The 12,599-nt window shown below is 69.5% G+C and carries 10 protein-coding genes; 7 read left to right on the plus strand and 3 right to left on the minus strand.

All coding sequences use genetic code 11. The features are described 5' to 3' along the window. The first annotated feature begins 18 nt into the window (after positions 1 to 18). Both ASC81_RS08005 and ASC81_RS08010 read left to right on the plus strand, forming a co-directional pair. Positions 19 to 405 (plus strand): DUF2231 domain-containing protein, encoded by a 387-nt coding sequence (locus ASC81_RS08005; protein ID WP_056264985.1) that lies wholly within the window; start codon positions 19 to 21, stop codon positions 403 to 405. Continuing rightward, positions 402 to 1,766, plus strand: a complete 1,365-nt coding sequence (locus tag ASC81_RS08010) for a sorbosone dehydrogenase family protein (RefSeq protein ID WP_235533596.1) — start codon at positions 402 to 404, stop codon at positions 1,764 to 1,766. Before ASC81_RS08005 ends, ASC81_RS08010 begins: the two co-directional genes overlap by 4 nt. Positions 1,767 to 1,779: 13 nt before the next feature. Here the strand turns inward: ASC81_RS08010 and ASC81_RS08015 are convergent, their stop codons facing one another. Together ASC81_RS08015 and ASC81_RS08020 are read right to left on the minus strand one after the other, a co-directional pair. Continuing rightward, positions 1,780 to 2,508, minus strand: a complete 729-nt coding sequence (locus ASC81_RS08015; RefSeq protein WP_056264990.1) for a response regulator — start codon at positions 2,506 to 2,508, stop codon at positions 1,780 to 1,782. Next, positions 2,501 to 3,886, minus strand: coding sequence for an ATP-binding protein (locus ASC81_RS08020; RefSeq protein ID WP_056264993.1), 1,386 nt, complete (start codon positions 3,884 to 3,886; stop codon positions 2,501 to 2,503). The genes ASC81_RS08015 and ASC81_RS08020 overlap by 8 nt, the downstream gene beginning before the upstream one ends. Before the next feature lie 106 nt (positions 3,887 to 3,992). On the opposite strand from ASC81_RS08020, the gene ASC81_RS08025 reads away from it, so the two are divergent. The 5 genes from ASC81_RS08025 (at position 3,993) to ASC81_RS08045 (ending at position 11,306) form a co-directional block, all read left to right on the plus strand. Then, a complete protein-coding gene (locus ASC81_RS08025; RefSeq protein ID WP_162245871.1) occupies positions 3,993 to 5,219 on the plus strand; it encodes an efflux RND transporter periplasmic adaptor subunit in 1,227 nt (408 codons plus the stop codon). A 4-nt stretch (positions 5,220 to 5,223) separates the two neighbouring features. Continuing rightward, entirely contained in the window at positions 5,224 to 8,370 is a 3,147-nt protein-coding gene (locus ASC81_RS08030; protein WP_056264996.1) for an efflux RND transporter permease subunit, read from the plus strand. Continuing rightward, positions 8,367 to 9,761, plus strand: coding sequence for an efflux transporter outer membrane subunit (locus ASC81_RS08035; RefSeq protein WP_056914172.1), 1,395 nt, complete (start codon positions 8,367 to 8,369; stop codon positions 9,759 to 9,761). Before ASC81_RS08030 ends, ASC81_RS08035 begins: the two co-directional genes overlap by 4 nt. Before the next feature lie 273 nt (positions 9,762 to 10,034). After that, complete coding sequence (locus ASC81_RS08040; RefSeq protein WP_056265000.1) at positions 10,035 to 10,256, plus strand: hypothetical protein; 222 nt, start codon at positions 10,035 to 10,037, stop codon at positions 10,254 to 10,256. Positions 10,257 to 10,466: 210 nt separating this feature from the next. Beyond that, positions 10,467 to 11,306 carry an alpha/beta fold hydrolase gene (locus ASC81_RS08045; RefSeq protein ID WP_082536361.1) on the plus strand — a complete coding sequence of 280 codons (840 nt, stop codon included), beginning with the start codon at positions 10,467 to 10,469 and terminating at the stop codon, positions 11,304 to 11,306. 196 nt (positions 11,307 to 11,502) lie between these two features. On the opposite strand, the gene ASC81_RS08050 is transcribed toward ASC81_RS08045, so the two are convergent. After that, the coding region (locus ASC81_RS08050) for an IS30 family transposase (protein WP_369820844.1) at positions 11,503 to 12,599 on the minus strand (1,097 nt) is incomplete at its 5' end.

The following is a 12,599-nucleotide window of genomic DNA, read 5'->3' on the forward strand; positions in this document are numbered from 1 at the left end:
GATTGCCATGGCCCAGCCATGCATGCCGTCATCGCCTTCTCCGCGCTGCCGCTGTTTCTCGGTGCGCTTCTCAGCGACTGGGCCTACAGCAGCAGCTATCAGGTGCAGTGGACCAACTTTGCGTCCTGGCTGGTGGCCGCCGGCCTGGTGCTCGCGGGCATCGCGCTGCTGTGGGGCGCGCTGGACGTGCTGCTGCGCTCACGCACCACGCGGCATCGCCACGGCATGCTTTACCTGCTGTTGCTGCTCGCGACCTTCGTGCTCGGCTTCATCAATGCACTGGTCCACGCCAGGGACGCCTGGGCTGCGATGCCGACCGCGCTGATCCTGTCTGTCGTGGTGGTGGTGCTCGCTGCAGCCGCCAGCGCGCTTGGCCTGGCAGGCATGCACCGGAGGACGGCATGACGCCCCGGGCCCGGCGCATCGCCCTGGGCACCATGGCCGTCGCGGTGCTGGGCGCAACCCTCGGCTTCGTCGTCGCTCAGACCGGCCCGGCCGCCGAACAGCACGGTGCCAATCCGCAGCTGCCGTCGCCGGAGCGCGGCCTGCTGCCCGACATGCGCATCGCCGAGCCGGCCGGGTGGGGCGAGCGCCGCCCCGCCGTGCCGCAAGGCTGGGCGATTCAGGCCATTGCCACCGATCTGAAGATCCCGCGCCAGACGCTGGTGCTGCCCAACGGCGACATCCTCGTGGCCGAAGGCAGGGGCGGCGGCGCCCCGGCGCTGACGCCGAAGGACATCATTGCCGGCCTCATCAAGGCCAAGGGCACCACGAAGGTCAAGGGCGGCAACCGCCTGACCCTGCTGCGCGATGCCGACGGCGACGGCACTTACGAAGGCCGCTGGGTCTATGCCGAGAACCTCAATGCGCCCTATGGCCTCGCCTTCGCCGGCGACAAGCTCTACGTCGCCAACCAGGACGCGCTGGTGCGGCTGGACTACGCGCCGGGCCAGACTCGCGCCACCGCCGCCCCGGTGACCGTGGCCAAGTTGCCGTCGGCCATCAACCACCACTGGACCAAGGCCCTCGCGGCGGATGCCGACGGCCGCTATCTCTATGTCGGCATTGGCTCCAACAGCAATGTCGGCGAGCGCGGTCTGGCCATCGAGGAAAACCGCGCCCTGGTCTGGCAGGTGGACGCCAGCACCGGCGCGACAAAGCCGTTCGCGACCGGCCTGCGCAACCCGACGGCGCTCGCCTTCGAGCCCGGCAGCCGGCAGCTCTGGGCGGTGGTGAACGAGCGCGACGAACTCGGGCCCGACCTGGTGCCCGACTACCTCACCTCGGTGCGAGAGGGCGCCTTCTACGGCTGGCCCTATGCCTATTGGGGCCCCAATGCCGACCGCCGCGTGCAGCCTCAGGACGACAGCAAGGTCCAGGCCACCGTCAAGCCGGACTACGCCCTGCAGTCGCACTCGGCGCCGCTCGGCCTGTCCTTCGTGCAGCCGGGCGCCGCCGCGCCATTTGCCGAGGGCGCCTACGTCGGCATGCACGGCAGCTGGAACCGCAAGCAGCCGGTCGGCTACAAGGTGATCTTCGTGCCGTTCACGAACGGCCGCCCCAGCGGCCCGCCGGTCGACTTCGTCACCGGCTTCCAGGCCGACGGCAAGACCATGGGCCGGCCGGTCGGCGTCACGGTCGACCCCAAGGGCGCGGTGATCGTCGCCGACGACCTGTCCAACACCATCTGGCGCGTGGCGCCGGCGTCGGCCAGCGCACCTGCGGCGGCCAGCGCACCAATGCCGGCGAGCGCGCCGGCCGGTTAAAGCTGCGGGCGCCTCAGGCGTTGAAGCGGTAGCCCACGCCGTAGATCGCGCGGATGCACTCCGTGCCGGCGCCGGCCTGCTCCAGCTTGCGGCGCAGGTTCTTCACATGGCTGTCGACCGCGCGCTCGGTCACGGCGCGGCCGTCATCGTGCAGTTGCGCCAGCAACTGGGCGCGGGAGTAGACGCGGCCCGGTTGCGTCGCCAGCGTGCGCAGCAGGCGGAACTCGATGGGTGTCAGGTCCAGGGCCTGGCCCCGCCAGCTGGCGCGCCAGCCAGCGTCGTCGATCTGCAGCGGCAGCTCGCCCCCCTCGTCCGCGGCCGGCGCCGGCGGCGGACCGCCGCTGCCTCGGCTGCGCCGCAGCACCGCCTTGACGCGGGCCATCACCTCGCGCGGGCTGAAGGGGTTCTTGGCGATGTAGTCGTCGGCGCCCAGCTCCAGGCCCAGCAGGCGGTCCGTCTCGTCGGCGCGCGCGGTCAGCATGACGATGGGCACGCTGCTGCGCGCGCGGATTTCACGGCAGAGGCTCAGGCCGTCCAGCCCTGGCAGCATCAGGTCCAGCAGGATCAGGTCATGGCGGCGCGCGGTCCAGGCCGGCAGCACGTCGCGGCCATCGGCCACGCACTCCGGCTCGTGGCCAGCGGCGCGCAGGTAGTCAGCCAGCAGGGCCGACAGCTTGGGCTCGTCCTCGACCACCAGCACGCGTGCGGGGCCGGTGTCCAGGGCTAGCGAAGCCTCAGCCATGACTCGGCAGCTCAACGCGCAGCCAAAGGCCGCCAAGCGGCGAGGGGCGCGCCTCGATGCGGCCCTCATGCGCCTGCACGATGCGCTGGCAGATCGACAGGCCCAGGCCCGCCCCGCCGCTGCGCCGGCTGCGCGAGGCCTCGGCGCGGAAGAAGCGCTCGAACAGGCGCGGCAACTGCTCGGGCAGCACGCCGGGCGCGGAGTCCTGCACGTCGATGACCGCGTGCGGGCCTTCGCGCCGGGCGCTGATGCGCAGCGCGCCGCCGGCCTCGGTGTAGCGGCAGCTGTTCTCCAGCAGGTTGCTGAAGAGCTGGCGCAGCCGGCGCTCGTCGCCGAAGGCAGGCAGGGGCTGGTCGGGCAGCTCCAGCTGCAGGGCCAGGCCGCTGCCGCTGATGCGCTCGCGGAAGGCGCCGGCGGTGCCGTCGATCAGCGTGCGCAGGTCGAGGTCGGTCTTGCGATAGGACAGCGCGCCGACATCGGCCAGCGACAGTTCATGGAGGTCGTCCACCAGCTTGTGCAGCGTCGCCACCTCGCCCTGCAGCGAGCGCAGCGCCTGGGCGTCGAGGCGGCGCACGCCGTCCTCCAGCGCCTCCAGCTCGCCGTGCATCACGCCGAGCGGTGTGCGCAGCTCGTGCGAGACATCGGCCATGAACTCGCGACGCATCGCCTCGTTGCGCTGCAGGGTCAGGGCCAGGTGGTTGAAGTCATGGCTGAGCTGGGCGATCTCGTCCTTGCTGGCCGTGACGGGCACGCGGGTGCCGTAGTCGCCGGCGGCCAGGCGATGGCTGGCCTCGGCCACGCGTCGCACGGGGCGCAGCAGGCGGCGCGAGGCCCAGAACGCCACGCCGGCGGCCAGCAGCACGGCGCCGCCGCCCACCGCCCAGGCGGACCGCAGCTGCGCATCGGCAAAGCGCTTCTCGGCGCCGGAGCTGACCGACTCGAAGGGCGTCAGCACCAGCCAGCCGACCGTCAGGCCATCGACCACGATGGGGCGCTCGACGGCGTCCGGCGATGGCTGGCTGAAGCCGGCGATGCGTTGGCGGTCGACATCAAGCAGCGCAAAGCGGCGTGTTGCGCCGGTCAGCTCGGCCGGGCTGGACTTGACGGCCGGTGCCTGCCCCTCCGGCACGCGCGGTCGCAGCAGCCGGCCCCACAGTTCGGGCTTCTCACGCAGGAAGTCCCAGCTGCCGCCGTTTTCTCGGTAGCCCGCGGTGACGCTGACCTGGGCCAGGTCCAGCCGGTTGACCGCCTGCTCGTTCAGGTAGCCGAGGAAGTCGCGGTTCAGGTTGACGTGGGTCAACACGCCCATGGCCAGGGCCACGGCCATGGCCGTGCTGAACACGGCGGCGAACAGGCGGGCGGTCAGGCTGAGCTTCATCATCAGGGGGCAATGGTGGCGGCGGCGCGGCCCTCGCGGCAAGCAATCCCGGCCGCTGCAGGTGACTTCAAGCTCTCTCCACATTCTGCTGGCAGCATGCCGCGCCATGGACAAGCATGTGCGCAAGATTCTCACCTTCCCCGCGCTGGCGGCCCTGCTGGTGCTGGGCGCCTGCCAGGACAAGGCCGGCAGCGACGCGGCCAAGGCCGGCGCCAAGCCGCCGCCGCCCGAAGTCGGTGTCGTGAGCGTCGGCACGCAGGACGCGCCGCTGGAGCTGGATCTGCCGGGGCGCCTGTCGGCCAGCCAGGTGGCCGAGATCCGCCCGCAGGTCAGCGGCATCGTGCTCAAGCGCCTGTTCACTGAAGGCTCGCTGGTCCGGGCCGGCCAGCCGCTCTATCAGCTGGACGCCGCCGGCCTGGAGGCCGAGCGCGCCCGCGCCGCCGCCGCGCTGCAGAAGACCGAGGCCTCGCTGGCCGTGGCGCGCAGCAAGGCCGCGCGCGACGCCGAGCTGCTCAAGGTCGACGCGATCAGCCGCCAGGCTGCCGACGACAGCGCCGGCGCGTCGAAGCAGGCCGAGGCCGATGTGGCCGTGGCCAAGGCGGCGCTGGATGCCGCCCGCGTGCAGCTGGAGCGCGCGCGCATCACCTCGCCCATCAGCGGCCGTACCGAGGTCTCGAGCGTGACGGCTGGCGCGCTGGTGACGGCCAACCAGACCCAGGCGCTCACGACCGTGCAGCAGCTCGACCCGATGCAGATCGACATCGTGCAGAGCAGCGCCGAGATGCTGACCCTGCGCCGCCAGCTCGACAGCAGCACCGGCAGCCGCCAGCTCAAGCTGATGCTGGAGGATGGCAGCGTGCACCCGCAACCCGCCACGCTGCAGGTCAGCGGCGTCACGGTGGACCGCGGCACCGGCGCGGTGACGCTGCGCGCCACGGTGCCCAATCCCAAGGGCAGCCTGCTGCCCGGCATGGTGGTGCGCGCCAAGCTGCTGGCCGGCGTGGACAGCGGCGTCATCCTCGTGCCGCAGCAGGGCGTCACGCGTTCGCCCACCGGCGATGCCGCAGCCCTGGTCGTGGGCGAGGGCAACAAGGTCGAGCGCCGCCGCCTGGTGCTGGAGCGTGCGGTCGGCAACCAGTGGCTGGTCACCAGCGGCCTCAAGGTGGGCGACAAGCTCATCGTCGAGGGCCTGCAGCGCGCCCGTCCCAACCAGGTGGTGACACCGGTGCCCGCCGGCTCGGCACCGAAGAAGAAGGGCGAGGGCAAGCCGCCGGCCGGCGCGGCTTCGGCCGCCTCGCCCGCCTCGGCCGCGTCGGTGGCGAGCGCGGGCTGACACGATGGCCTCCTTCTTCATTGACCGGCCCATCTTTGCCTGGGTCATCGCCATCGTCATCATGCTGGCCGGCGGCGGCGCCATCCACCAGCTGGCGCTGGAGCGCTACCCCGACATCGCGCCCACGCGCGTGTCCATCAACACCAGCTATCCGGGCGCATCCGCCAAGGCCATCGAGGACTCGGTGACACAGATCGTCGAGCAGAGCCTGAAGGGCATCGACGGCCTGCTGTCCATCGAGTCCAGCAGCAGTGCCGCGGGCAGTGCCAATACGCAGCTCACGTTCGTCGCCGGCACCGACCCCGACACCGCGCAGGTGCAGGTGCAGAACAAGGTGCAGTCCATCATCAGCCGGCTGCCGCAGGCGGTGCAAGCCCAAGGCGTGCGCGTCACCAAGTCGGGCACCGACTTCCTGATGGTGATGATGCTGACCAGCGACGATCCGGCGGTCAGCTCCTCCGACCTGGGCGACTACCTGAACAGCACGCTGGTGGACATCATCAGCCGCGTCGAGGGCGTCGGCGACGTCAACGTGTTCGGCTCGGGCTATGCGATGCGCATCTGGCTGGACCCGCTGAAGCTGCAACGCTACAACCTCGTGCCCGGCGACATCCGCACCGCCCTGCAACAGCAGAACACCGAGGTCTCGGCCGGCCAGATCGGCGCCCAGCCAGCACCGCCCGGCCAGCGCCTGACGGCCATCATCACCGCGCGATCCAAGCTGACCACGGCCGAAGAGTTCAAGAACGTCGTGCTGCGCGTGCAGCCCGATGGCTCGGCCCTGCGCCTGGGCGAGGTGGCCCGCGTTGAACTCGGCCGCGACAGCTACACGACCAATGTGCGCTCCAGCGCCCGCACCGCCGCCGGCGTGGCCATCTTCCCGGCCAGCGGCGCCAATGCGCTCGCCACGGGCGATGCGGTCAAGGCCAAGATCAAGGAACTGGAGCCCTTCTTCCCCCCCGGCTACAAGGCCACGGTCACCTTCGACACGACGCCCTTCATCAGCGTGTCCATCAAGGGCGTGGTGCAGACGCTGATCGAGGCCATCGTGCTGGTGGTGGCCATCATGTATCTGTTCATGCAGAACCTGCGCGCCACACTGATCCCGGCGATTGCCGTGCCGGTGGTGCTGCTGGGGACCTTCGGCGTGCTGGCCGTGGCGGGCTTCTCGATCAATTCGCTGACCATGTTCGGCCTGGTACTGGCCATCGGCCTGCTGGTGGACGACGCCATCGTCGTCGTCGAGAACGTCGAGCGCCTGATGCGCGAGGAAGGCCTGTCGCCCAAGGACGCCACGCGCAAGAGCATGAAGGAGATCACCGGTGCGCTGGTCGGCATCGCCGTCGTGCTGTCGGCGGTGTTCATCCCGATGGCCTTCTTCGGAGGCTCCACGGGCATCATCTACCGGCAGTTCTCGATCACCGTGGTCAGTGCGATGGTGCTGTCGGTGCTGGTGGCGATGACGCTGTCGCCGGCCTTGTGCGCCACGGTGCTCAAGCCCGTGCACAAGGGCGAGCACGCCGCCCACGGCGGGCCGTTCGGCAAGCAATTGGACTGGTTCTTCGGCGGCTTCAACCGCCGCTTCGATGCCTTCACCGAGCGCTATGTGCGCGGCGTCGGCTGGATGAGCCGGCGCGGCGTGCGCAGCTTCGCGGTCTACGTGGCGGTGATCGCCGCCATGGGCTGGATGTACAAGAGCCTGCCGACGTCCTTCCTGCCCGACGAAGACCAGGGCGGCCTGCAGATTCAGGTGCGAATGTCGCCGGGTGCGACCAGCGAGCGCCTGGAAGTGGTGATGCAGCAGCTTGAAACCTACCTGGCCGAGCAGAAGGAAGTGCTGTTCTACAACGTCGTTCGCGGCGCCGGCGGCGACCAGGGCTCGGGCCAGGGCTTCATCCGCCTGCAGGACTGGAGCGAGCGCAAGACGCCCGAGCAGGCGGCCGGTGCACTGGCCGAACGCTTCACGCGCGAACTGGGCCGCCGCATCCGCGATGCCAGCGTCTTCATCGTGCAGCCACCCACCGTGCGCGGTCTGGGCGGGAGCGCGGGCATCCAGCTCTTTCTGCAGGACCTGGGCGGGCTGGGCCAAGACAAGCTGGTGGAGGCCCGCGAGCAGCTCATCGAGCTGGCCAACAAGCGCACCGAGCTGAGCCGCACCCGCACCAACAGCCTGACCGAGACGCCGCAGCTGCAGATCGCCATCGACGACCACAAGGCCGGCGTGCTGGGCGTGCAGCCCAACGTCATCAACGAGACGATGTCGATTGCGCTTGGCGGCGCCTATGTCAACGACTTCATCGACCGCGGCCGCGTCAAGCGCGTGCTGGTGCAGGGCGAGGGCGCCTACCGCGCGGCGCCCGACAGCCTCAACCACTGGTATGTGCGCAACAGCGCCGGGCAGATGGTGTCGTTCGCCGCGTTCGCGTCCAGCAGCTGGATCAACGGCCCACGTCAGCTGGTGCGCTACAACGGCAGCTCGGCCTACGAGATCCAGGCCGATGTGCCGCCGGGCGTCAGCTCCGGTGCGGCCATGAAGGTGATGGAAGAGGTGCTGGCCGAGATGCCGCCGGGCATCGGCTTCGAATGGTCGGGCCGCAGCTACCAGGAGCGCCTGTCCGGCGACCAGGCGCCGCTGCTCTATGCCGTTTCGGTGCTGTTCATCTTCCTGTGCCTGGCCGCGCTGTACGAGAGCTGGTCGGTGCCCTTCAGCGTCATGCTGGTGGTGCCGCTGGGCATCCTGGGCGCGCTGGCCGCCAGTCATCTGGGCGGGCAGAACAACGACGTGTTCTTCCAGGTCGGCCTGCTGACGACAGTGGGCCTGTCGGCCAAGAACGCGATCCTGATCGTCGAGTTCGCGCAGACCCTGCTGGCCCGCGGTATGGGCCTGATGGACGCCGTGCTGCTGGCCAGCCGGCAGCGCCTGCGCCCCATCCTGATGACCTCGCTGGCCTTCATGATGGGCGTGCTGCCGCTGGCCTATTCCAGCGGCGCCGGCTCGGGCTCGCAGAAGGCCATCGGCTTCGGCGTGCTGGGCGGCATGGCCAGCGCGACGGTGCTGGGCATCTTCTTCGTACCGTTGTTCTACCTGTGGGTGCAGCGGCGCTTCAACCGAAGCAAGCCAGCACCGGCGTCGACGGAGGTGCAGGCATGAGGCCGCATCAACACCTGACCCTGCTGGGCGCGACCTGTACGCTGCTGCTGGCCGGCTGCGGCAGCCTGGTGCCGGCGCGCGACCCGAGCACGCCGCCGCTGCGCGAGGATTTCCGCGTGAGCGCCACGCCGGTACAGGCCACGGCCGTGGCGCATGAATGGGACGGCTTCTTCGCCGACGCCCGGCTGCGCCAGGTCGTGGGCGTCGCGCTGGCGCAAAACCGCAGCCTGCGCGCAAGCGCCGCCGCGGTGGAGCGGGTGCGTGCGCAGTACCGCATCGCCGAGGCCGACCGCATTCCCGACCTGAACGCCAGCGCCTCGGCCAGCCGCCAGCGCGCGGCCGGCGGGGTCACCGCCAGCAGCTACAGCGTCAACCTCGGCCTGGCCAGCTATGAGATCGACCTGTTCGACCGCCTGGGCAGCCTGGAGGGCGCGGCCCTGGCGCGCTACCTGGCCCAGCAGGAAACGCAGCGCAGCGCGCAGCTCAGCCTGGTGGCCGAGGTGAGCAATGCCTGGCTGTCCCTGGCCGCCGAGCAGCAGCGCCTGGCCCTGGCACTGCAGCTGCGCGACAGCCAGCAGCGCAGCCTGTCGCTGATCGACCAGCGCCACCGCCTCGGCGCCGCCTCGGGCCTGGAACTCGCCCGCGCCCGCACCGCTTTCGAGGCGGCGCGTGGCGAGGCTACGCGGTCCTTGAGCGCTGTCACGCAGGCGCGCCTGCAGCTGGAACTGCTGGCCGGCCAACCGCTGCCCGACAGCCTGCTGCCGGCCGCCCAGGACCTGCAGGCTCTGACCGCACTGCCAGCCATCCCGCCGGGCTTGCCGGCCGAGGTCCTGTTGCAGCGCCCGGACCTGCGCGCGGCCGAGCAGCAATTGCAGGCCGCGGCCTTCGACGTTGGCGCAGCCCGCGCGGCCCGCTTCCCGCGCCTGACGCTGACGGCCAGCGCCGGCACCCGCAGCCCCGACCTCGACGGCCTGTTCAAGACCGGCAGCGGCGTCTGGAGCGTGTTGCCGCAGATCGACCTGCCGCTCTTCGACGGCGGGGCCCGCGCGGCCCAGGTCGAGGTCACCCAGGCCAGCCGCCGCCAGGCCCTGGCCAACTACGAGGCCGCGCTGCAATCCGCCTTCCGCGAGGTGGCCGATGCGCTGGCCGTGCGCGACGGCCTGGCCGAACGCCTGGACGCCCAGCAGGCCCAGGTGGCTGCCGCGGCGCAGACCCTGCGGCTGGCCGAGGAAAGCTACCGCCTGGGCGGCAGCAGCCAGCTCGAACTGCTGGACGCCCAGCGCCAGTTCGCCAGCGCCCAGCAGGCGCTGGTGAGCCTGCGCCAGATCGAACAGGCCAATCGCGTCACGCTGCTGCGCGCGCTCGGCGGGCGTTGGGCGCCGGCGAGCTAACGCCACGTCAGTGGTTCATGGTGCCGTCGCACCGGGCGCGGTCCATCAATCTGCGGGCCGAGCGCCGGGCCTGCGGTGCGCCAGAGGCCCAGGCCTTCCGTAGGCACAAGCAGTCCGCAGGGACTGCCTGTGTCCGACTCCCATAAGGCGGGCGACGATGGACAGACCGCTCATGTACCGGTAGGCGGTTTCCTGCAGGCCATGGCGACTTCCTCCGCTGGGCTGCACCGCGTGATAGGCACATGCTGGTCGCCTTCCAACCAGGAGATCACCATGCCGTTCTTGTCCAAACTCGCTGAGATCAAACGCCGTGACGACCGCCGGCCCGGCTTTCCGGGCGAGCATCTCGTGACCTTCGGTGTCGGTGCGCTGCTGCTGATGGCCTCGGGCCGTGCACGCGGTCCAGCGATGCGTTGGATCGGCCGCACTCTGGGCACGTCCTTCATCGCCCGTTCGGCGGCCGGCCGAGACGGGGTGAGGCGGCTGGTGCGCTGACGGTGCCGTGGCCGCCCCGGAGTTAGTGCGGCCCTGGGAGAAGCGGCCGTCCGGGGTCGCAATGCCGGCTCGATGCGCGAGCCAACCGGCTGGGCACACTGGCTGCCGGGCCACCTTCTGCTTGGTCGGTTTCACTGACCCTGAGGTCGAATGCCTTCTTGCGATGCCCGCGGACCGTCCGGGCCAGACCAACCCGTGGCAAAGAGCTTCATGAATCGAGATCCATCGTCTGACCGCGAGACACGCCAGGTCGCCGGACTGGACGTGCTCATCGAGGGCGCCGGGGACCGAACCGTCGTGATGATTCACGGCTGGCCGGACACGGCCGCATTGTGGGCGCCGCAGGTGGCGGCGCTGCGCGGTCGCGTGCGCTGCGTGCGCTTCACGCTGCCGGGTTTTGACCGCCGGCACGAGCGCCGCATCTACGACCTCGACGAGATCCTCTCGATCCTGCAGCAGATTGCCGACAACGTCTGCCCCGACCGGCCAGTCACGTTGCTGCTGCATGACTGGGGCTGCGTGTTTGGCTACCGCTTTGCGCAGGCATATCCCGAGCGGGTGGAGGCCATCATGGCCTTGGACGTAGGCGACGCAGGCTCCAAGGCGCATCTCGCCAGCCTGGGCCTCGCCAGCAAGCTCGGCATTGCCAGCTACCAGCTCGCCCTGGCGCTTGCCTGGCCGCTGCCGGCGGCACAAGGCGATGCGGTGAGCCGACGCATAGCGCGCTGGGCGAAGGCGCCGAGCGACATGCGCCGGGTCGGATCGCACATGAACTACCCCTATGTCGTGCAGTGGGCGGGCGGCTACGGCAGCCGGCCCTTCGAGCCGCATTGCCCGATGCTGTTCGCCTACGGCACCCGCAAGCCGTTCATGTTTCATTCCGCCGCCTGGCTGGCTGCCCTGCAGGGGCGGCCAGGCAACGAGGTGCTGGCGTTCGATACGGGCCACTGGGTCAGTCATGACGCGGCGGCTGAGTTCAATGCCGCACTGCTGAGCTGGCTGGACCGGACTCACGCGCGAACCGCGGCGCGGGCGAGCAAAGCGGCGTGATCTGACTTCTCAGCGCAATCGCGCGTCGCGTTGTTAGAGATTGCTCGAGCGGCGGGGTCGGTTCAATACAGCCCTTGGCGGCCGCCGGGCAAGTGTCGCCTTTGTCTCCATCAACGGCCGCGCAACGGTCGTCGGCTTCAGGGCTGGTTGCTGTCGTTGGCTGTTGGCACCTGAGAGTCCGCAAAGTGCGGCGGATTCAACCGGTCATCGCAACACATTCGCTGAATCGCTCAGCGGGCGTTTGGAAGCCGAGCGTTTTGCGCGGCCTCTCGTTCAATTGTCTGGCGATCGAATTGAGCTTGGCCTGAGAGTAGCCGGAGATGTCGATGCCTTTCGGCATGTACTGCCTGAGCAGCCCATTGGTGTTCTCGTTGCTGCCCCGCTGCCAAGGGCTTTGTGGGTCACAGAAGTAGACCTGGATGTCGGTGGCCATGGTGAATCGCTTGTGCCCATGCATCTCCGTGCCTCGATCCCAGGTGAGCGATTTGTAGAGCTCCTGCGGCAGCTTGCGGGCATGCTTGATGAGCGCGTTGACGACCGTCTGCGAATCCTTGCCGTTCAGCTTCACCAGCATCACGTATCTCGTTTGGCGTTCGACCAGCGTCGCGATCTGGCTGTTGCCGCTGCCGAAGACCAGGTCTCCTTCCCAATGACCAGGCACCGCCCGGTCCTCGACTGACGCGGGCCGATCGCTGATCGACACCGCGTCGACGATCTGGCCATGTATCGCAGTCTTCTGCGTGTAGGAACGCGAGCGACGCATGCCGCGCGTGCGCCGCAGATGCTCCAGCAGCTCCTTCTTCAAGGCGCCACGCGCTTGAATGAACAGGCTGCGATAGATCGTCTCGTGTGACACGTGAAGGCTCTGGTCGTTCGGATAAGTATGCTGGAGCCAGCCCGCGATTTGCTCTGGCGACCACAGCATCCGCAGCATGTCCGCCACGATGCCAGCCAGCGCCCGGTTCTTGGCCAGTTTGCAGAGCTTCGGTCGAAGAGCGCGTTCCCATGCAGCCTGGTCTGCCAAGGTTGCCCGATAGCCGTGCTGGCCGCCGTTGCGACAGATCTCCCGGCTGATCGTCGACGGCGCCCTGCCGAGTTGAACGGCGATCGAACGCATCGACTGCCCCGCCATCAGCGCACGCGAGATCTCTTCTCTCTCCGCCAGAGTCAACGCGGTTGGCAACGTCGACGCTCGGGCTGAGCTAGCCCCCTGAATGACCGGACACGGTCCATCGCTTATCTTTGAGGATAGGAGTAGGACTGTGAATATGACTAGGCGGACGGAGTCTGTAG

The organism is Pelomonas sp. Root405 (assembly GCF_001425165.1).
Lineage (GTDB): Bacteria > Pseudomonadota > Gammaproteobacteria > Burkholderiales > Burkholderiaceae_C > Pelomonas.

Bases quoted from the DNA above. Each gene is read 5' to 3' on its own strand.
- ASC81_RS08035 (WP_056914172.1), top strand. From the start codon at position 8,367: ATGAGGCCGCATCAACACCTGACCCTGCTGGGCGCGACCTGTACGCTG.
- ASC81_RS08040 (WP_056265000.1), top strand. From the start codon at position 10,035: ATGCCGTTCTTGTCCAAACTCGCTGAGATCAAACGCCGTGACGACCGC.
- ASC81_RS08045 (WP_082536361.1), top strand. From the start codon at position 10,467: ATGAATCGAGATCCATCGTCTGACCGCGAGACACGCCAGGTCGCCGGA.
- ASC81_RS08015 (WP_056264990.1), bottom strand. From the start codon at position 2,508: ATGGCTGAGGCTTCGCTAGCCCTGGACACCGGCCCCGCACGCGTGCTG.
- ASC81_RS08010 (WP_235533596.1), top strand. From the start codon at position 402: ATGACGCCCCGGGCCCGGCGCATCGCCCTGGGCACCATGGCCGTCGCG.
- ASC81_RS08030 (WP_056264996.1), top strand. From the start codon at position 5,224: ATGGCCTCCTTCTTCATTGACCGGCCCATCTTTGCCTGGGTCATCGCC.
- ASC81_RS08005 (WP_056264985.1), top strand. From the start codon at position 19: ATGCATGCCGTCATCGCCTTCTCCGCGCTGCCGCTGTTTCTCGGTGCG.
- ASC81_RS08025 (WP_162245871.1), top strand. From the start codon at position 3,993: ATGGACAAGCATGTGCGCAAGATTCTCACCTTCCCCGCGCTGGCGGCC.
- ASC81_RS08020 (WP_056264993.1), bottom strand. From the start codon at position 3,886: ATGAAGCTCAGCCTGACCGCCCGCCTGTTCGCCGCCGTGTTCAGCACG.